Here is a 16621-nt window from a genome sequence, read left to right as displayed (position 1 = left end):
TCCGCGAAGGCGGTCGCACCGTTGGTGCCGGCGTCGTCTCGAAAATCGTCGACTAAATAGCATTCACTGGTTGGGGCGGCGCCAATGCGCGCCGCCCCGGCTTCGCTCTTTTTGAAGTTTAAGAAACGGGATCGGGTTGATGGAACGTCAAAACATCCGCATTCGCCTGAAGGCTTTCGATCATCGGGTACTGGATAGCTCCACCCGGGAGATCGTCTCGACGGCAAAGCGCACAGGCGCGAACGTGCGCGGACCGATTCCGCTGCCGACGCGCATTGAGAAATTCACCGTGCTGCGTTCGCCGCACATCGACAAGAAGTCGCGTGAGCAGTTCGAGATCCGGACCCACAAGCGTCTTCTCGATATCGTCGACCCCACGCCCCAGACGGTGGACGCGCTGATGAAGCTCGACCTCTCCGCTGGCGTGGACGTCGAGATCAAGCTGGGAGCCTAGGACCATGCGCCAGGAAGATCGTAGAACCGGCGTGGTTGCCCGCAAGCTCGGCATGACACGCGTCTTCGCCGAAGACGGATCGCATGTGCCTTGCACTGTGCTCCATCTCGAAGGTTGCCAGGTTGTGGCCCACAAGACCGTCGACACCGACGGATATCTGGCGCTGCAGCTGGGTTCCGGCACCGCAAAGGCCAAGCGCACGCCAAAGGCGATGCGCGGGCATTTCGCGAAGGCCAAAGTTGCTCCCAAGCGCAAGCTTGTGGAATTCCGGGTTCCGGAAAACGGCGTGATCGAAGTCGGCTCCGAGCTGACCGCCGATCACTTCGTGCCAGGTCAGAAAGTTGACGTGGCCGGGACATCGATTGGTAAGGGTTTTGCAGGGGCGATGAAGCGTCACGGCTTTGGTGGTCTTCGGGCTTCCCACGGCGTGTCGGTCTCGCACCGTTCGCACGGCTCGACCGGTCAGTGTCAGGATCCGGGCAAGGTGTTCAAAGGCAAGAAAATGGCCGGCCATATGGGTGCCGTGCGTGTGACGACCCAGAATATCGAGGTTGTTCGCGTCGACACTGATCGCGGCCTGGTACTTGTCAAAGGTGCAGTCCCTGGTTCTGCCGGTGGCTGGGTTGAGTTGCGGGATGCCATCAAGGGACACGGCGCTGCCGATCTGCCCGTCCCTGGCAAGTTCCGTACGCTCGACGCAATCAACGCTCCGGCGGCCGATCCGGCTCCGGTGGCCGTTGATGGCGAAGAAGGAACGGAAGCATGAAGTTCGAGGTAAAGACCCTCGCGGCGAAAAATGCCGGTGCCATCGAGCTTGACGATGCCGTTTTCGGTATCGATGAAGTTCGCGCCGACCTTTTGCAGCGTGTCGTCAAGTGGCAGCTCGCCGCTCGGCAACAAGGAACGCACAAGACCAAGGGCCGTTCCGAAATCGCCCGCACCAAGAAGCGGTTTGGCAAGCAGAAGGGCGGCGGTACTGCACGTCACGGCGCTCGCTCTGCTCCGCAATTCGTCGGTGGCGGCAAGGCACACGGACCTCGCGTTCGCAGCCATGCCCACGATCTGACGAAGAAGTTGCGCTCGCTGGCCCTGTGCCATGCACTGTCGTCCAAGGCCGGTTCGCAATCGCTCATCATTCTTGATGATGCGGTGCTGAGCGCGCCAAAGACCAAGGATTTGCGCCTCTCCTTCGCCGGCCTCGGCCTGTCGAATGTGCTGATCATCGACGGCGAAGCCGTCAATGAGAATTTCGCCCTCGCGGCTCGCAACCTGCCATGCGTCGACGTTCTGCCTGTCCAGGGCCTGAATGTTTACGACGTGCTGCGTCGCGATACGCTGGTATTGACCAAGTCGGCCGTGGCGAAAATCCACGAACGCTTTAGCGCGAAGGAGGCTTGAACATGTCAGCTGCTGCGCGCCATTACGACACCATCCTGGGTCCAGTGATCACGGAAAAGTCCACCCTGCTGTCGGAAGACGGCAAGGTTGTCTTCTTCGTCCCGCTGAGCGCCAACAAGAAGGAGATCGCCGAGGCGGTCGAAGAACTCTTCAAGGTGAAAGTGACGGCCGTGAACACGATCAGGATTCACGGTAAAACCAAGCGCTTCCGCGGTATTAGCGGTCGACGTAATGACCAGAAAAAAGCGGTTGTGACCCTCGCCGAGGGCCACTCGATCGATGTGACGACGGGGCTCTAAGATGGCTTTGAGAACATTCAAACCAACGTCTCCGGGCCGTCGCGCTCTCGTGCTTGTGGATCGTTCCGCACTGCACAAGGGCCGTCCGGAAAAATCCCTTGTTGAGGGCCTGTCCAAGCACGGCGGCCGCAACAATATGGGGCGGATCACTGCACGCCGTATCGGTGGTGGTGCCAAGCGTCTGTACCGTCTTGTCGACTTCAAACGTCGCAAGTGGGACATGCCGGCTACGGTCGAGCGCCTGGAATATGATCCAAACCGGACCGCCTTCATCGCGCTGATCCAGTACGAAGATGGCGAGAAATCCTATATCCTGGCGCCACAGCGCCTGGCTGAAGGCGATGTGATCATTGCTGCGGCCAAGGTCGATGTGAAGCCGGGCAATGCGATGCCGCTCAAATCGGTTCCGGTGGGCACAATCCTTCACAATGTCGAATTGAAGCCTGAAAAAGGTGGTCAGATCGCCCGTTCCGCTGGTGCTTATGTCCAGCTGGTCGGCCGCGATAATGGCTATGCCCAGATCCGTCTGGCATCGGGCGAGCTTCGCATGGTGTCTGACAAATGCATGGCAACGGTCGGTGCGGTCTCCAATCAGGACCACTCCAACATCAATCTCGGCAAGGCCGGTCGCAAGCGCCATATGGGCAAGCGTCCGTCGGTCCGCGGTGTTGTCATGAACCCGGTCGATCACCCGCACGGCGGCGGCGAAGGCCGCACCTCCGGTGGTCGCCATCCGGTGACCCCATGGGGCAAGCCGACCAAGGGTGCCAAAACACGCAAGAACAAGTCTACGGACAAGTTCATCATCCGCTCGCGTCACGAACGCAAGAAGCGATAGGGAGCCGACGATGCCTCGTTCTGTCTGGAAAGGTCCGTTCGTCGACGGCTATCTGCTGAAAAAAGCGGAAAAGTCGCACGAAGGCGGACGCAAGCAAGCGATCAAGACCTGGTCGCGCCGTTCCACCATCATGCCACAATTCGTGGGCCTGACATTCCAGGTTCACAACGGCAACAAGTTCGTGCCTGTGCTCGTGTCGGAAGACATGGTCGGGCACAAGCTTGGTGAATTTTCCCCGACCCGGACCTATTACGGTCACGCGGCCGACAAAAAAGCGAAGCGGAGATAAGAGATGGGAAAATCAGCTAATCCCCGCCGCGTCGCCGATAATGAAGCGCGGGCAAAATTGCGGACGATCCGTACGAGCGGCCAGAAGCTCAACCTCGTTGCTGCGATGATCCGCGGCAAGAAGGTCGAGCGCGCCCTCGCGGATCTGGAATTCTCGCGCAAGCGGATTTCGCTCGAGGTCAAGAAGACCCTCGAGTCTGCGGTTGCCAACGCCGAAAACAATCACGGCCTCGACATCGATTCACTGATCGTTGCCGAAGCCTTCGTCGGCAAGAACCTTGTGATGAAGCGTTTCCGGGCCCGTGCCCGGGGCCGCGGCGCCAAGATCCTGAAACCATTCTCCGAGCTCACCATCGTGGTTCGTGAAGTTGAGGAGGCCGCCTGATGGGTCAGAAAGTAAATCCGATCGGTCTGCGCCTTGGCATCAACCGTACCTGGGATTCCCGTTGGTACGCCTCGGCTGGCGAATACGCCAAGCTGCTGCACGAAGACCTCGCGATCCGCAAAGTGCTGAAAGAGCGCCTCAAGGCCGCCAGCATTTCCAAGATCGTGATCGAGCGTCCGCACAAGAAGTGCCGGGTCACCGTTCACACGGCGCGTCCGGGTGTGGTGATCGGCAAGAAGGGCTCCGATATCGAAGTCCTGCGCCGCGAACTCTCGAAAATGGTCGATGGCGAAGTCTTCCTGAACCTGGTTGAAGTTCGCAAGCCCGAGATCGACGCCACGCTGGTCGCGGAATCGATCGCTCAGCAGCTCGAGCGCCGTGTGGCTTTCCGCCGCGCGATGAAGCGTTCACTGCAGTCGGCGATGCGTATGGGTGCCAAGGGCTGCAAGGTCGTTTGCGGTGGCCGTCTCGGCGGCGCCGAAATCGCCCGGACCGAACAGTATAATGAAGGCTCCGTGCCGCTCCACACGCTGCGTGCGGATATCGATTATGGGACCGCCTCCGCCAAGACCGCGATGGGTATCATCGGGATCAAGGTCTGGATCAACAAGGGCGAGATCATGGAACACGACCCGATGGCCCAGGAGCGCCGGCTCCAGGAGTCGGGTGAGCAGCGCGCCCGTTCGGGCCGCCAGGCTGCGTAAGGAAATCGGGTCATGCTGCAACCGAAACGTACAAAATTCCGCAAAGCCCATAAGGGTCGGATCAAGGGTGTTGCCAAAGGCGGCTTCACGCTGAATTTCGGATCTTACGGTCTTAAGGCGCTTGAGCCTGAACGCGTTACCGCGCGTCAGATTGAAGCGACCCGCCGCGCCATCACCCGTCATATGAAACGGGCAGGGCGTGTGTGGATCCGCATCTTCCCGGACGTGCCGGTTTCCAAGAAACCGACTGAAGTCCGGATGGGTAAAGGTAAGGGCACGCCAGAATTCTGGGCGTGTCGTGTGAAACCGGGCCGTATCATGTTCGAAATCGACGGTGTTCCGGACGATGTCGCACGTGAGGCCCTGTCGCTCGGCGCTGCAAAGCTGCCGATCAAGACAAAAATCGTCGCCCGGTTGGGCGAGTAAGGGAGAGCGGAACGATGAAACCCGTTGACGTTCGCGCCATGACCGAAGATCAGCTGAAGGATAATATCCTGAAGCTGAAAAAGGAGCAGTTCAATCTGCGCTTCCAGGCGGCCACCGGCCAACTGGAAAACACGGCTCGTTTTACCCAGGTTCGCCGCGACATCGCGCGTCTCCGGACCATTCAGAGCGAGCGCAAGTCGCAGCAAGAGCAAGGGAGCTAAGCGATGCCGAAGCGTATCCTGCAAGGCGTCGTGGTGAGCGATAAAGGTACCAAAACCGTTGTGGTTCGGGTGGAGCGGACATTCCTGCATCCCCTGCTTCGCAAGACGGTTCGCCGTACCAAGCGTTATCACGCGCATGACGAGCAATCCGCATTCAAGGTCGGGGACATGATCCAGATCCAGGAATGCGCACCCAAGTCGAAACTTAAGCGGTGGGAGGTAGTTCCGGCTCAAGCCTAGGCTTGGACTGGATAACGCCATCTCATAAGGAGGATCTGCGATGATCCAGATGCAGACAAATCTGGACGTGGCCGACAATTCCGGCGCACGTCGTGTGCAATGCATCAAGGTGCTCGGCGGCGCGAAGCGTCGTTATGCCCACGTCGGCGACATCATTGTCGTGTCCGTCAAGGAAGCCATACCACGCGGCCGCGTGAAAAAAGGCGATGTCCGTAAAGCGGTCGTCGTTCGCGTCCGCAAGGATATCAAGCGCAAGGACGGCACCGTCATTCGCTTCGATTCCAATTCGGCTGTCCTGATCAACAATAATAACGAGCCGCTCGGCACTCGTATCTTCGGACCGGTTCCGCGCGAATTGCGCGCCAAGAACCACATGAAGATCATCTCGCTGGCTCCGGAGGTGCTGTAATGGCTGCCAAGATCAAGAAGGGCGACAAGGTCGTCATTCTCGCTGGCCGTGACAAGGGCAAGACCGGCGAAGTCATGAAAGTGATTCCTGCTGAAGACCGGATGATCGTTGCCGGCGTGAATGTGGTCAAACGCCACACACGCGCAACGCAAGCCGATCCGGGCGGGATCAAGGAAAAAGAAGCCACGATCCACAAGTCAAATGTGGCTCTGGCTGATCCGAAGACTGGTGAGCCGACCCGTGTCGGTTTCAAGACGCTTGATGACGGCCGCAAGGTGCGTTTCGCCAAGAGTTCGGGTGAGGTGATCGATGTCTGATTCTTACACACCACGCCTTCGCACCAAGTATCGCGACGAAATTCGCGAGAAGCTGAAGGAAAAATTCGGCTATGCCAACGTCATGCAGATCCCGCGCCTGGACAAGGTCGTGATCAATATGGGTGTTGGTGAAGCAGCCCAGGATTCCAAGAAGATCAAGGGTGCGCTCGAAGACCTCCAGGCGATCTCCGGCCAGAAGCCGGTCCAGACCGTCGCGAAGAATTCGATCGCTGGCTTCAAGCTGCGCGAAGAACAGGTGATCGGGGCCAAAGTGACCCTGCGCCAGGATCGCATGTATGAATTCCTCGACCGACTGATTACGATTGCCCTGCCACGCGTCCGCGATTTCCGCGGTCTCAACGGCAAGAGCTTCGACGGCCGCGGCAATTACGCGATGGGCTTGAAAGAGCATATCGTTTTCCCTGAGATCGACTATGACAAGGTCGAGAAGATCCGGGGCATGGACATTGTGGTGTGCACCACCGCAAATTCGGATGAAGAAGCGAAGGCTTTGTTGGCCGAGTTCGATTTTCCGTTTTCGAACTAACGCAACAAGGGCGCAGGCCGATCGGGCCCTGCACGCAGGAGGAATTAAATGGCGAAAAAATCCGCAGTGGAGCGCAATCGCAAGCGCGAGCTCTTGGTCAAGCGTTACGCTGCCAAGCGCGAGCAGCTCAAGGCGATTGCCCGTAATAAGGACCTGCCGGTTGAGGAGCGCTTTGCCGCTCAGCTCAAGCTGGCAAGCCTGCCGCGGAATTCCGCGGTCTCGCGCGTGCGCAACCGTTGCCTGGTTTCGGGCCGGCCGCGCGCTTTCTATCGCAAGTTCCGCATGTCGCGTATCGCGATGCGTGATCTGGCCAGCCAGGGCTTGGTGCCCGGCATGGTCAAGTCAAGCTGGTAAGGGAGAGCGAGCATGGTGAATGATCCTCTCGGCGATATGTTGACCCGTATCCGTAATGCGCTGATGCGCAATAAGCGGACGGTCAGCACGCCAGCCTCGGCCTTGCGCCGCCGGGTTCTCGAAGTCCTGAAGAGTGAAGGCTATATCCGCGATTATGCGGAAGTCGAACATTCCTCGGGCCAAAAAGAACTCGAAATCGAGCTGAAATATTACGAAGGTGACTCGGTGATCCAGAACATCAAGCGGATCTCGAAGCCAGGTCGCCGCGTTTATTCCGGCGTCAAAGATATCGCCCTTGTCCAGAATGGCCTCGGCATCGCTATCCTCTCCACACCCCAGGGTGTGATGTCGGATACGAGCGCCCGTGAAGCCAATGTGGGCGGGGAAATTCTCTGCCACGTAAGCTAAGGGAGCGAACCCATGTCACGTATCGGTAAACTCCCCGTCGCGATCCCGGCCGGCGTCACTTCGACGCTCACCGAGAGCGGCCTGACCGTCAAGGGACCCAAGGGCGAATTGTCCATGGTGTTCGTTCCCGAGGTGTCCGTCACCCAGGAAGAAGATGGTTTCAAGGTCACACCTCGCGATATGACCAAGCGCGCCCGCTCCATGTGGGGCTTGCAGCGCGCTCTGGTGGCTAACCTGGTTCAGGGTGTCACCACGGGTTACGAGAAAAACCTCGAGCTTGTCGGCGTCGGTTATCGCGCTTCCATGCAGGGCAATTCCGTGAAGCTGGCCCTGGGCCTGTCGCACGATGTTGTCTACGAGCCGCCTGCAGGCGTCACGATTTCCTCTACGAAGCCCACCGAGATCAAGATCGAAGGTGCGGACAAGCAGAGAGTTGGCCAGGTGGCCGCTGAAATCCGTCGCTTCCGTCCGCCTGAGCCCTATAAGGGCAAGGGTATCAAATATGCTGGCGAATACATTCGCCGCAAAGAAGGCAAGAAGAAGTAGGGCGAGCGATGAAAAACCAACGCGAAAAATCTGTCCGTCGCGCCCAGCGCACGCGGACCCGTCTGCGGAAATTCGCCAATGGGCGTTTGCGCCTGTCCGTCTTCCGTTCTTCGAAGAATATCTACGCGCAGATCATCGACGACACCAACGGCGTCACTGTCGCCGCGGCGTGTTCGCTCGAGGAAGCCGCCAAGAAGGAGCACCCGAAGGGGGGCGACGTCACGGCTGCTGGCATCGTGGGTAAAATGATCGCTGAACGCGCCGTCAAGGCTGGCGTGAAAGAGGTCGTCTTCGATCGCGGCGGGAATATGTTTCACGGGCGCGTCAAAGCGCTTGCAGAGGCGGCCCGCGAGGGCGGCCTGAGCTTTTAAGGGAGCGGACGCATGGCTCATCCAAACGAGCAGCAGCGCGATCGTGGTGATCGGGGTCGCGGACGCGGTCGCGGTCGTGAACAAGAGCGTGAAGACGAATTCGTCGACAAGCTGGTTCACATCAATCGTGTTGCCAAGACGGTCAAGGGCGGCCGTAACTTCCAGTTCGCCGCGCTTGTCGTCGTCGGTGACAAGAAGGGCCGCGTTGGCTTCGGCCAGGGCAAGGCCCGCGAAGTTCCTGAAGCCATTCGCAAGGCCACTGAAGAAGCCAAGAAGAGCTTGATCCGTGTGCCATTGCGCGAGGGCCGCACCCTGCATCATGACGGCAAGGGCCGTCACGGTGCCGGCAAGGTTGTTCTGCGCGCTGCGCCTCCAGGTACCGGCGTCATCGCCGGTGGCCCGATGCGTGCCGTGCTTGAAACCCTCGGGATTCACGACGTGGTTGCCAAATCGGTTGGCACGTCCAACCCGTACAACATGATCCGCGCCACATTCGACGCGCTGAAATCGCAGGCGAGCCCACGCTCGGTTGCGGCCAAGCGTGGTCTGAAGGTTGGTGATGTGGTGAACCGCCGCGATGACGGCGCGTCCTCACCCGAAGCGATCGAAGCGTAAGGATCGCTGTCATGGCCAAGAAGACACTCAAAGTACGCCAGACCCGGAGTCCTATCCGTCGTCCGGCAGATCAACGCGCAACTCTGGTCGGCCTCGGTCTCAACAAGATCGGCCGCGAGCGCGTCCTGGAAGATACACCGTCTGTCCGTGGCATGATCGCCAAGGTCAGCCATATGGTGGAAATCGTCGAAGAGTAGGTCCCCTGCGGGATACCGCTCTTTCGAATGGAGAATGACATGCGTCTCAATGAATTGCGCGACAATGATGGCTCGACCAAGAACCGTTTTCGGGTTGGTCGCGGTATCGGCTCTGGCAAGGGCAAGACCGGCGGCCGCGGCGTAAAAGGCCAGAAGTCACGCTCCGGCGTGGCCATCAAGGGCTTTGAGGGTGGCCAGATGCCACTCCACATGCGTCTGCCAAAGCGCGGCTTCAACAAGCCGAACCGCAAGGCTTGGGCCGAGATTAATCTCGGCCGGATCCAGAAGGCGATCGACGCCGGACTGATCGATGCGAAGCAGCCGATCGACACCAATGTCCTGCGCACTGCCGGACTGGTGCGTCGTGAGCTTGATGGCATCCGCCTCCTTGCAAAGGGCGAACTGAAGACCAAGGTTGAGATCACCGTTGCCGGCGCTTCCAAGCCAGCCATCGAGGCTGTCGAAAAAGCCGGCGGTAAAGTCAATCTGCCCGCGGCAGCGTCCGCGGAATAAGCGGTCAAGCGTCGGCCGCGAGGGGAATAGCTAATGGCTTCAGCTGCCGAACAGCTTGCTGCAAATATGAATTTCAGCTCCTTCGCCAAGGCGAAGGAGCTGCAGCAGCGTATTCTGTTCACAATCATCATTCTGGTTGTCTACCGTCTCGGGACCTGGGTTCCGATCCCGGGTATCGACATGGTCCAGTATGCGCGGGTGTTCGAACAGAATTCGCAGGGCATTCTGAGCATGTTCAATGTGCTGGGCGGTGGTGCCGTCGAGCGCATGGCGATTTTCGCCCTGAACGTGATGCCCTACATTTCGGCATCAATCATTATGCAGCTGATGTCCGCGACCATTCCCAGCCTTGAAAAGCTGAAAAAGGAAGGTGGCGAGGCCGGCCGCAAGCAGATCAACCAGTATTCCCGCTATCTGACCGTCGTGCTCGCGACGGGGCAGGCCCTGGCAATCGCCATGGGTATGAATGCGGTCAATGCTGACGGGCTCAGCATGGCGCTGAATCCGGGGCCTTTCTTCATTATCTCGACCGTGGTCACCCTGGTTGGCGGCACCATGCTGCTGCTGTGGCTCGGCGAGCAGATCACATCGCGCGGCGTCGGCAATGGCGTTTCGCTGATTATTTTCGCCGGCATTATCGCCGCTGTCCCGGGCATGCTCGGCAATGCGCTCAGCCTGAGTGCCAGTGGTGGCATGTCGCCGGGCGTCTTCTTCGGCGGTCTGGCGATGATCATCGCCGGCCTGGTGCTGGTCGTCTTTATCGAGCGTTCACAGCGTCGGCTTCTGGTTCAGTACCCCAAGCGCCAGCAGGGCAATCGTATGGTTGGGGGAGATACCTCCTTCCTGCCGCTGAAGCTCAACACAGCCGGTGTTATTCCACCAATCTTCGCGTCCTCGCTGCTCTTGCTGCCAGCAACCGCTGCCGGTTTCCAGTCGCAATCCGGGCCGGAATGGCTGCAGACGGCTGTCGCCTATCTCGGGGCCGGTTCGCCGCTCTTCCTGGCGCTCTATGCGGCCCTGATCATCTTTTTCTGTTTCTTCTACACCTCGGTGGTGTTCAATCCGGAAGAGACGGCGGACAATCTGCGCAAATATGGCGGTTTCCTGCCGGGCATCCGGCCGGGCCAGCGGACCACTGAATATCTCGACTATGTGCTCTCGCGTCTGACCCTGATCGGGGCGCTCTATCTGACCCTGATCTGTCTGGTGCCGATGATGATGAGCACGAATGCGGGCCTGGGCGGCACGTCCATCCTGATCGTGGTGTCGGTGTCAATGGACACGATTTCCCAGATCCAGTCGCATCTGCTGGCACACCAGTATGAGGGCCTGATCAAGAAATCGAAGCTGCGGGGCCGTAAACGATGAATGTCATCCTGTTCGGACCTCCAGGCTGCGGCAAGGGCACACAGTCCAAGCGGCTTGTCGCAGAGCGCGGTTGGGTGCAGTTGTCCACTGGTGACATGCTGCGCGCCGCCAGGGCTGCGGGGAACGAATTGGGCCAGCGGGTTGCCGCGATCATGGATGCCGGCGATCTGGTGTCCGACGCGATCGTTATCGAACTGATCGAGGAGAGACTGCCGGAGGCGGAAGCTGCCGGCGGTGCAATCTTTGACGGCTTTCCACGCACTGTGGCGCAGGCAGAGGCGCTGGATGCAGCGCTCGCCCGCCGTGGCAGCAAAGTGGATTGCGTGATTCGCCTGATGGTGGATGACAAGGAACTTGTGGCCCGCATGGAAAAGCGTGCGGCCGAAGAAGGACGTGCAGACGATAATATCGAGGCGTTCAAAGTGCGCCTCAAGAACTACCAGGACCAAACGGCGCAACTAATCCCGTTCTATGCCGCTCAAGGCAAAATGCGGGAAGTGCCAGGAATGGGCTCTGTGGACGATGTAGCTGCAGGAATATCTGCTGCTTTGTCCGTGAACTGAACCAACCCTGTTGCAACCCCATTGACGGGGGGGCAATGCTGACTGTAGATAGCGCCCTTCGCGAGACGGGCGAGCTCATGTGGCGACCGAAAGGTTGTCCATTGGTTCGCTCGCGCACGGCGTTCTGATTTTGGGAGATGGATTGTGGCCCGTATTGCCGGCGTCAATATTCCGACGAATAAGCGCGTGGAAATCGCGCTGAGCTATATCCACGGCATTGGCCCGGCCAAGGCGAAGGAGATCTGCGAGCAGGTTTCCATTGCGTCTGAGCGCCGCGTCAACGAGCTGACGGATGCAGAAGTCCTGCAAATCCGCGAAGTGATCGATCGTGATCACCAAGTGGAGGGGGATCTGCGCCGTGAGGTTGCCGTGAATATCAAGCGCCTCATGGACCTGGGTAACTACCGTGGCTTGCGCCACCGTCGTGGCCTTCCGGTTCGTGGTCAACGCACTCACACCAATGCGCGTACGCGCAAGGGTCCCGCCAAGCCTATTGCTGGCAAGAAAAAGTAGGGCCTAGATTATGGCTAAGGAACAGGGCCGCGTTAAGCGGCGCGAACGCAAAAACATCACATCGGGCGTTGCCCATGTGAGCGCGAGCTTCAACAACACCATGGTGACCATCACCGATGCACAAGGAAATGCTATTTCCTGGTCATCGGCTGGCCACATGGGCTTCAAGGGGTCGCGTAAATCGACTCCCTATGCAGCCCAGATGGCGGCGGAAGATGCTGGCAAGAAGGCCATGGAACACGGCATGAAGACCATCGAGGTGAAAGTCTCGGGTCCTGGGTCGGGTCGTGAGTCGGCTCTGCGTGCCTTGCAGTCGGTGGGTTTCACCATCACGACCATCCAGGACGTCACGCCGATTCCACACAATGGCTGCCGTCCGCCGAAACGCCGCCGCGTCTAGTACGTGTTTGTGCAAGTCGGATAATGAACGCGCCGTCGGGATATCCCGCGCGGCTGATGAAGGGGCAGTAAGAACGTGATCGAAAAGAACTGGCAAGAACTCATCCGCCCGATGAAGCCGGAAATCGAACCGGGTCATAACCCGGCTCGACATGCCAAGATCATTGCCGAGCCGCTCGAACGCGGCTTTGGCATGACGCTGGGCAATTCGCTGCGTCGTGTGCTGCTGTCTTCGCTTCAGGGCGCAGCGGTTACCAACGTACATATCGATGGCGTTGTGCACGAGTTCTCGTCGATCGACGGTGTTCGTGAAGACGTCACTGATATCGTGCTCAACATCAAGCAAATCGCCTTGCACATGCATGGTGAGGGTCCAAAGCGCGTTGTTCTGCGCAAGTCGGGCCCGGGCGTGGTGACAGCCGGTGATATCGAAGAGACGGCCGACATCGAGATCGTCAACAAGGATCTCGTTCTGTGCACGCTCGATGTTGGCGCTGAAATCCGTATGGAATTCACCGTCAATACCGGCAAGGGCTATGTCCCGTCCGACCGTAATCGTCCGGAAGATGCGCCGATCGGCCTGATTGGCGTCGATGCCCTGTTCAGCCCGGTCAAGCGCGTGTCCTACCGCGTCGAAAATACGCGTGAAGGCCAGGTGCTCGATTATGACAAGCTGATTCTTGAAGTCGAAACCGATGGCACCGTGTCACCGGAAGATGCTGTCGCCTATTCGGCGCGCATCCTGCAGGACCAGTTCCAGATCTTCATCAATTTTGAAGAAGCTGTGGAAGCGCGTCCGGCCGAAGATGACAAGCCTGAGCTCGACTTCAACCCGGCGCTTCTGCGCAAGGTTGACGAGCTTGAACTGTCGGTGCGTTCGGCGAACTGCCTGAAGAACGACAACATCGTCTACATCGGTGATTTGATCCAGAAATCGGAGGCGGAAATGCTCCGCACGCCGAATTTTGGCCGCAAGTCACTTAATGAGATCAAGGAAGTTCTCGCCCAGATGGGTCTGCATCTTGGCATGGAAGCGCCGAACTGGCCGCCGGAGAACATCGAAGATCTCGCCAAACGTTTCGAGGACCACGTCTAGCAAGGCAGCCGAGAGGCTCCCGACTGGACCTGAGGAGATCAAGCCATGCGTCACGGCATCGCACATCGCAAGCTCAACCGCACGCACTCGCATCGCAAAGCCATGCTCGCCAATATGGCGTCATCGCTGATCGAGCACGAGCAAATCATCACGACCCTTCCAAAGGCGAAGGAGCTGGCTCCGTTCATGGACAAGCTCATCTCGCTGGCGAAGCGTGGCGATATCCATGGCCGCCGTCAGGCGATGTCCAAGGTTCGCAACGAGGACCAGGTCAAGAAGCTGTTCGACACACTCGGCGGCCGTTACACCGAGCGCAGCGGCGGTTACACCCGCGTGCTGAAGGCCGGTTACCGTCATGGCGACAATGCGCCGATGGCCGTCATCGAGCTGGTCGATCGCGACACAGCGGCAAAGGGCGCTGTCGACCGTGCCCGCGCCGAAGCCGCGAACGACATGACTGACGAGTAAGATTGTCGTCATCAAAATATCAGATCAAGGCGGTTAGCTCAGGCTAGCCGCCTTTTTCATGCCGGAAATCAGGACTATATGAGCACCATGATCAAACATCTGCTTCTTGCATCCATCCTGTTTGCGGCCCCCGTCGCCGCACAGGACAACGCTCTCGCCGCCCAGGATCGGGTTGTTCCCGAAAGCCGCGTCGAGATGCAGCTCTCCTTTGCGCCTATCGTGCGCGATGTCGCACCGGCCGTGGTCAATGTCTATTCGCGCCGGGTCGTGAACAGCCAGAACCCGTTTGCCAATGATCCGGTGTTCTCGCGCATGTTCCGCTCGCAACCGCGCGAGCAGAACTCCCTGGGTTCCGGGGTGATCGTCGACCATTCCGGCGTCATCGTGACAAATTACCATGTCGTCGCCGACGCGACTGAATTGCGCGTCGTGCTTGCTGACCGGCGCGAATTTGAAGCCACCGTCTTGCTGACCGATGAGGCGACCGATCTGGCCGTGCTCAGGATCGAGACTGACGAGCCTTTGCCCATGCTCCCCTTCAACATGACCGATGATCCGGAAGTCGGCGATCTGGTCCTGGCGATCGGCAATCCTTTTGGCGTCGGACAGACGGTCACCAGCGGCATTGTTTCGGCCCTGGCCCGCACGGATGTTGGCCAGACCGATTTTGCATCCTTCATCCAGACCGATGCGGCGATCAATCCGGGCAATTCCGGCGGAGCGCTGGTGGATATGCGCGGCCAGCTGATCGGCGTGAATTCCATGATTTTCTCGCGTTCGGGCGGCTCGAACGGTATCGGCTTTGCGATTCCCGTGGAAATGGTCCGGCGTGTGGTCGATACGGCCCTGAGCGAAGGCGAGCTGATCCGGCCCTGGCTGGGCGCGCGCCTGCAGCCCGTGACCGGCGATATCGCCTCGAGCTTTGGCATGGTCCGGCCACGCGGGGCGCTGGTCAGTGAGGTCTATCCGCAAGCGGCAGCCGATGATGGCGGGCTGCGCCAGGGCGATATCGTGCTGGCCGTTGACGGCCATGAAATCAGTAATGATGCCGGTGCCCGTTTCCGGCTGGCCATTCGCGCCGCCGGCGAGACGGCCCGTTTCACGGTCTTGCGGGGCGAGGACGAGATCGAGCTCGATGTGCCTGTGGCCCCGGCACCGGGTGCGACCACGCCAGAACTCCTGCCTGTTGAGGGGCGCAACCCACTCTCCGGTGTTCGCCTGGTCCAGTTGTCGCCGGCTTTCAACGAAACCGTCGGGCTTGATCCCTTTCTGGATGGCGTCGTGGTGATGAATGTCCAGCGCCGTTCGGTCGCGGCACGCTATGGCTTCCGTCCCGGCGATCGTCTGGTCTCGCTGATGGGACAGCCCATCGAGACCCTCGAGGATGCTGCCAGCATTGCCAGCCGTTTCGATGGTGAGCGTGAGTGGCCAATCGTGCTCGACCGACGTGGTCAGCGCTATCAACCGACTCTGCGGCTCTACTAGCCAGCATGCGGGCCCGGCACGGTCTGCGAGACTTGCAACCCGGTCCGGGCGCTCTAGCCTAGCGACATGTCGAGTCTGTTTGAAGCTGCCGGTCTCGAGACCGAAGCGCCGCGCCCGCTGGCGGACCGGTTGCGGCCCCGCGTGCTCGACGAGGTCGTCGGTCAGGATCACCTGCTCAAGGGCGATGGTCCCATTGCCCGCATGCGCGCCCAGGGGCGGCTGGCGTCCTTGATCCTGTGGGGTCCGCCCGGCGTCGGCAAAACCACGATTGCCCGTCTGCTCGCCGAGGATAGCGGGCTTGAGTTTGAGCCGCTCTCGGCGGTTTTCTCCGGCGTCGCCGATCTCAAGAAAGTCTTCGAGCGCGCCCGGGCGCGCCGCGCGGCCGGTCGCGGCACCCTGCTGTTTGTTGACGAGATCCACCGCTTCAATCGCGCCCAGCAGGATGGTTTCCTGCCGGTTGTGGAGGAGGGGGTGGTGACGCTTGTCGGGGCGACGACGGAAAATCCGTCCTTCGAGCTCAATGCGGCCCTGTTGTCACGCTGCCAGGTCCTGGTGCTCAAACGCCTTGATGATGCGGCGCTCGACGATCTGATCGCCCGCGCCGAAGAGGAAATGGGGCGCAAGCTGCCGCTCGACGATGATGCCCGCCATGCCCTCGCTGCCATGGCCGATGGCGATGGGCGCTATCTGCTCAACCTGGTCGAGGAAGTCTTCACCTTCGAGCGCGAGACGCCGATCGACCGCACCGAGCTGGGCCGTCTGCTCAACAAGCGCGCGCCGGTCTATGACAAATCGCGCGACGAGCATTTCAACCTGATCTCGGCCCTGCACAAATCCGTGCGCGGTTCCGATCCCGATGCGGCGCTCTACTGGCTCGCCCGCATGATCGAGGGCGGCGAGGACCCGCTCTATCTCGCCCGCCGTATCGTGCGCATGGCGATCGAGGATATCGGCCTGGCCGACAGCGCCGCCATCCATGCCGCCCTGGCGGCCAAGGATACGTATCAGTTTCTCGGCAGCCCCGAGGGCGATCTGGCCCTGGCCCAGGCCGTGGTGCACCTGGCCTGTTCGCCGAAATCGAATGCCGTCTACACCGCCTGGAAACGCGCCCAGAAATCGGCCCGCGAGACCGGCTCGCTGATGCCGCCCGCCCATATCCTCAACGCGCCGACCGCGATGATGAAGGATCAGGGCTATGG

The 16621-nt window shown here is 59.9% G+C and carries 29 protein-coding genes; all 29 read left to right on the top strand.

What is annotated here, in order from left to right:
* Nucleotides 1-139 precede the first annotated feature (139 nt).
* The gene (rpsJ, locus tag AAC023_RS10080; RefSeq protein ID WP_091770311.1) at nucleotides 140-454 is read left to right on the top strand and encodes a 30S ribosomal protein S10; all 315 of its coding nucleotides are present in this window, start codon (nucleotides 140-142) and stop codon (nucleotides 452-454) included.
* 4 nt (nucleotides 455-458) lie between these two features.
* A complete protein-coding gene (gene rplC / locus AAC023_RS10075; RefSeq protein ID WP_339740769.1) occupies nucleotides 459-1220 on the top strand; it encodes a 50S ribosomal protein L3 in 762 nt (253 codons plus the stop codon).
* Nucleotides 1217-1852: a 50S ribosomal protein L4 gene (rplD, locus tag AAC023_RS10070; protein ID WP_339740767.1), complete on the top strand. Its 636-nt coding sequence runs from the start codon at nucleotides 1217-1219 to the stop codon at nucleotides 1850-1852. The genes rplC and rplD overlap by 4 nt, the downstream gene beginning before the upstream one ends.
* 2 nt (nucleotides 1853-1854) lie before the next feature.
* Nucleotides 1855-2151 carry a 50S ribosomal protein L23 gene (locus AAC023_RS10065; RefSeq protein ID WP_091770305.1) on the top strand — a complete coding sequence of 99 codons (297 nt, stop codon included), beginning with the start codon at nucleotides 1855-1857 and terminating at the stop codon, nucleotides 2149-2151.
* A 1-nt stretch (nucleotide 2152) separates the two neighbouring features.
* Entirely contained in the window at nucleotides 2153-2989 is an 837-nt protein-coding gene (gene rplB / locus AAC023_RS10060; protein ID WP_339740764.1) for a 50S ribosomal protein L2, read from the top strand.
* A gap of 10 nt (nucleotides 2990-2999) precedes the next feature.
* On the top strand, nucleotides 3000-3278 hold the full coding sequence (rpsS, locus tag AAC023_RS10055) for a 30S ribosomal protein S19 (RefSeq protein WP_091770301.1): 279 nt from the start codon (nucleotides 3000-3002) through the stop codon (nucleotides 3276-3278).
* Nucleotides 3279-3281: 3 nt separating this feature from the next.
* Nucleotides 3282-3662: a 50S ribosomal protein L22 gene (gene rplV / locus AAC023_RS10050; RefSeq protein ID WP_339740759.1), complete on the top strand. Its 381-nt coding sequence runs from the start codon at nucleotides 3282-3284 to the stop codon at nucleotides 3660-3662.
* Nucleotides 3662-4366 carry a 30S ribosomal protein S3 gene (rpsC, locus tag AAC023_RS10045; protein ID WP_091770296.1) on the top strand — a complete coding sequence of 235 codons (705 nt, stop codon included), beginning with the start codon at nucleotides 3662-3664 and terminating at the stop codon, nucleotides 4364-4366. The genes rplV and rpsC overlap by 1 nt, the downstream gene beginning before the upstream one ends.
* A 12-nt stretch (nucleotides 4367-4378) precedes the next feature.
* Nucleotides 4379-4792 (top strand): 50S ribosomal protein L16, encoded by a 414-nt coding sequence (rplP, locus tag AAC023_RS10040; RefSeq protein WP_339740756.1) that lies wholly within the window; start codon nucleotides 4379-4381, stop codon nucleotides 4790-4792.
* A gap of 14 nt (nucleotides 4793-4806) precedes the next feature.
* Nucleotides 4807-5013 carry a 50S ribosomal protein L29 gene (rpmC, locus tag AAC023_RS10035; RefSeq protein WP_091770292.1) on the top strand — a complete coding sequence of 69 codons (207 nt, stop codon included), beginning with the start codon at nucleotides 4807-4809 and terminating at the stop codon, nucleotides 5011-5013.
* Between the two features lie 3 nt (nucleotides 5014-5016).
* Entirely contained in the window at nucleotides 5017-5253 is a 237-nt protein-coding gene (gene rpsQ / locus AAC023_RS10030; RefSeq protein WP_091770290.1) for a 30S ribosomal protein S17, read from the top strand.
* Between the two features lie 40 nt (nucleotides 5254-5293).
* On the top strand, nucleotides 5294-5662 hold the full coding sequence (gene rplN, locus AAC023_RS10025) for a 50S ribosomal protein L14 (RefSeq protein ID WP_339740751.1): 369 nt from the start codon (nucleotides 5294-5296) through the stop codon (nucleotides 5660-5662).
* Complete coding sequence (rplX, locus tag AAC023_RS10020; protein ID WP_091770285.1) at nucleotides 5662-5979, top strand: 50S ribosomal protein L24; 318 nt, start codon at nucleotides 5662-5664, stop codon at nucleotides 5977-5979. The genes rplN and rplX overlap by 1 nt, the downstream gene beginning before the upstream one ends.
* Nucleotides 5972-6526 carry a 50S ribosomal protein L5 gene (gene rplE, locus AAC023_RS10015; RefSeq protein WP_091770283.1) on the top strand — a complete coding sequence of 185 codons (555 nt, stop codon included), beginning with the start codon at nucleotides 5972-5974 and terminating at the stop codon, nucleotides 6524-6526. The genes rplX and rplE overlap by 8 nt, the downstream gene beginning before the upstream one ends.
* 48 nt (nucleotides 6527-6574) lie before the next feature.
* Nucleotides 6575-6880 (top strand): 30S ribosomal protein S14, encoded by a 306-nt coding sequence (rpsN, locus tag AAC023_RS10010; protein WP_091770280.1) that lies wholly within the window; start codon nucleotides 6575-6577, stop codon nucleotides 6878-6880.
* A gap of 12 nt (nucleotides 6881-6892) precedes the next feature.
* Nucleotides 6893-7288, top strand: coding sequence for a 30S ribosomal protein S8 (rpsH, locus tag AAC023_RS10005; RefSeq protein ID WP_339740743.1), 396 nt, complete (start codon nucleotides 6893-6895; stop codon nucleotides 7286-7288).
* A 12-nt stretch (nucleotides 7289-7300) separates the two neighbouring features.
* A complete protein-coding gene (rplF, locus tag AAC023_RS10000) occupies nucleotides 7301-7834 on the top strand; it encodes a 50S ribosomal protein L6 (protein ID WP_339740740.1) in 534 nt (177 codons plus the stop codon).
* A gap of 8 nt (nucleotides 7835-7842) precedes the next feature.
* The gene (gene rplR, locus AAC023_RS09995; protein WP_091770273.1) at nucleotides 7843-8205 is read left to right on the top strand and encodes a 50S ribosomal protein L18; all 363 of its coding nucleotides are present in this window, start codon (nucleotides 7843-7845) and stop codon (nucleotides 8203-8205) included.
* Nucleotides 8206-8217: 12 nt separating this feature from the next.
* Nucleotides 8218-8820, top strand: coding sequence for a 30S ribosomal protein S5 (rpsE, locus tag AAC023_RS09990; RefSeq protein WP_339740737.1), 603 nt, complete (start codon nucleotides 8218-8220; stop codon nucleotides 8818-8820).
* Nucleotides 8821-8831: 11 nt separating this feature from the next.
* Nucleotides 8832-9017, top strand: a complete 186-nt coding sequence (rpmD, locus tag AAC023_RS09985; RefSeq protein ID WP_339740735.1) for a 50S ribosomal protein L30 — start codon at nucleotides 8832-8834, stop codon at nucleotides 9015-9017.
* A gap of 39 nt (nucleotides 9018-9056) precedes the next feature.
* The gene (gene rplO / locus AAC023_RS09980; protein WP_339740733.1) at nucleotides 9057-9530 is read left to right on the top strand and encodes a 50S ribosomal protein L15; all 474 of its coding nucleotides are present in this window, start codon (nucleotides 9057-9059) and stop codon (nucleotides 9528-9530) included.
* Between the two features lie 66 nt (nucleotides 9531-9596).
* Entirely contained in the window at nucleotides 9597-10898 is a 1302-nt protein-coding gene (gene secY, locus AAC023_RS09975) for a preprotein translocase subunit SecY (RefSeq protein WP_339740731.1), read from the top strand.
* The gene (locus AAC023_RS09970; protein WP_339740729.1) at nucleotides 10895-11461 is read left to right on the top strand and encodes an adenylate kinase; all 567 of its coding nucleotides are present in this window, start codon (nucleotides 10895-10897) and stop codon (nucleotides 11459-11461) included. Before secY ends, AAC023_RS09970 begins: the two co-directional genes overlap by 4 nt.
* Before the next feature lie 144 nt (nucleotides 11462-11605).
* A complete protein-coding gene (gene rpsM, locus AAC023_RS09965; protein WP_339740727.1) occupies nucleotides 11606-11974 on the top strand; it encodes a 30S ribosomal protein S13 in 369 nt (122 codons plus the stop codon).
* Nucleotides 11975-11984: 10 nt separating this feature from the next.
* Nucleotides 11985-12374 (top strand): 30S ribosomal protein S11, encoded by a 390-nt coding sequence (rpsK, locus tag AAC023_RS09960; RefSeq protein ID WP_091770259.1) that lies wholly within the window; start codon nucleotides 11985-11987, stop codon nucleotides 12372-12374.
* A gap of 75 nt (nucleotides 12375-12449) precedes the next feature.
* Nucleotides 12450-13469, top strand: a complete 1020-nt coding sequence (locus AAC023_RS09955) for a DNA-directed RNA polymerase subunit alpha (RefSeq protein WP_091770257.1) — start codon at nucleotides 12450-12452, stop codon at nucleotides 13467-13469.
* A 45-nt stretch (nucleotides 13470-13514) separates the two neighbouring features.
* Complete coding sequence (gene rplQ / locus AAC023_RS09950; RefSeq protein ID WP_339740722.1) at nucleotides 13515-13937, top strand: 50S ribosomal protein L17; 423 nt, start codon at nucleotides 13515-13517, stop codon at nucleotides 13935-13937.
* 78 nt (nucleotides 13938-14015) lie between these two features.
* A complete protein-coding gene (locus AAC023_RS09945; protein ID WP_339740720.1) occupies nucleotides 14016-15422 on the top strand; it encodes a Do family serine endopeptidase in 1407 nt (468 codons plus the stop codon).
* Between the two features lie 66 nt (nucleotides 15423-15488).
* Nucleotides 15489-16621 (top strand): replication-associated recombination protein A (locus AAC023_RS09940; protein ID WP_339740718.1); only part of this gene is annotated, 1133 nt, incomplete at its 3' end.

Origin of the sequence: uncultured Maricaulis sp., from assembly GCF_963976135.1 — a bacterium.
Classification (GTDB): domain Bacteria; phylum Pseudomonadota; class Alphaproteobacteria; order Caulobacterales; family Maricaulaceae; genus Maricaulis.
The sequence above is the reverse complement of the archived record's forward strand: the minus strand, read 5'-3'. Positions and strand labels throughout refer to the sequence as shown.

Bases quoted from the DNA above. Each gene is read 5' to 3' on its own strand.
- rplV (WP_339740759.1), top strand. From the start codon at position 3,282: ATGGGAAAATCAGCTAATCCCCGCCGCGTCGCCGATAATGAAGCGCGG.
- rplD (WP_339740767.1), top strand. From the start codon at position 1,217: ATGAAGTTCGAGGTAAAGACCCTCGCGGCGAAAAATGCCGGTGCCATC.
- rpsS (WP_091770301.1), top strand. From the start codon at position 3,000: ATGCCTCGTTCTGTCTGGAAAGGTCCGTTCGTCGACGGCTATCTGCTG.
- rplB (WP_339740764.1), top strand. From the start codon at position 2,153: ATGGCTTTGAGAACATTCAAACCAACGTCTCCGGGCCGTCGCGCTCTC.
- rplP (WP_339740756.1), top strand. From the start codon at position 4,379: ATGCTGCAACCGAAACGTACAAAATTCCGCAAAGCCCATAAGGGTCGG.
- secY (WP_339740731.1), top strand. From the start codon at position 9,597: ATGAATTTCAGCTCCTTCGCCAAGGCGAAGGAGCTGCAGCAGCGTATT.
- AAC023_RS09970 (WP_339740729.1), top strand. From the start codon at position 10,895: ATGAATGTCATCCTGTTCGGACCTCCAGGCTGCGGCAAGGGCACACAG.
- rpsJ (WP_091770311.1), top strand. From the start codon at position 140: ATGGAACGTCAAAACATCCGCATTCGCCTGAAGGCTTTCGATCATCGG.
- rpmC (WP_091770292.1), top strand. From the start codon at position 4,807: ATGAAACCCGTTGACGTTCGCGCCATGACCGAAGATCAGCTGAAGGAT.
- rpmD (WP_339740735.1), top strand. From the start codon at position 8,832: ATGGCCAAGAAGACACTCAAAGTACGCCAGACCCGGAGTCCTATCCGT.
- rpsK (WP_091770259.1), top strand. From the start codon at position 11,985: ATGGCTAAGGAACAGGGCCGCGTTAAGCGGCGCGAACGCAAAAACATC.
- rplX (WP_091770285.1), top strand. From the start codon at position 5,662: ATGGCTGCCAAGATCAAGAAGGGCGACAAGGTCGTCATTCTCGCTGGC.
- rpsH (WP_339740743.1), top strand. From the start codon at position 6,893: ATGGTGAATGATCCTCTCGGCGATATGTTGACCCGTATCCGTAATGCG.
- rplE (WP_091770283.1), top strand. From the start codon at position 5,972: ATGTCTGATTCTTACACACCACGCCTTCGCACCAAGTATCGCGACGAA.
- rpsC (WP_091770296.1), top strand. From the start codon at position 3,662: ATGGGTCAGAAAGTAAATCCGATCGGTCTGCGCCTTGGCATCAACCGT.
- AAC023_RS10065 (WP_091770305.1), top strand. From the start codon at position 1,855: ATGTCAGCTGCTGCGCGCCATTACGACACCATCCTGGGTCCAGTGATC.
- rplC (WP_339740769.1), top strand. From the start codon at position 459: ATGCGCCAGGAAGATCGTAGAACCGGCGTGGTTGCCCGCAAGCTCGGC.
- rplO (WP_339740733.1), top strand. From the start codon at position 9,057: ATGCGTCTCAATGAATTGCGCGACAATGATGGCTCGACCAAGAACCGT.
- rplN (WP_339740751.1), top strand. From the start codon at position 5,294: ATGATCCAGATGCAGACAAATCTGGACGTGGCCGACAATTCCGGCGCA.
- AAC023_RS09945 (WP_339740720.1), top strand. From the start codon at position 14,016: ATGAGCACCATGATCAAACATCTGCTTCTTGCATCCATCCTGTTTGCG.
- rpsE (WP_339740737.1), top strand. From the start codon at position 8,218: ATGGCTCATCCAAACGAGCAGCAGCGCGATCGTGGTGATCGGGGTCGC.
- rpsN (WP_091770280.1), top strand. From the start codon at position 6,575: ATGGCGAAAAAATCCGCAGTGGAGCGCAATCGCAAGCGCGAGCTCTTG.
- rplQ (WP_339740722.1), top strand. From the start codon at position 13,515: ATGCGTCACGGCATCGCACATCGCAAGCTCAACCGCACGCACTCGCAT.
- rplR (WP_091770273.1), top strand. From the start codon at position 7,843: ATGAAAAACCAACGCGAAAAATCTGTCCGTCGCGCCCAGCGCACGCGG.
- rpsQ (WP_091770290.1), top strand. From the start codon at position 5,017: ATGCCGAAGCGTATCCTGCAAGGCGTCGTGGTGAGCGATAAAGGTACC.
- rplF (WP_339740740.1), top strand. From the start codon at position 7,301: ATGTCACGTATCGGTAAACTCCCCGTCGCGATCCCGGCCGGCGTCACT.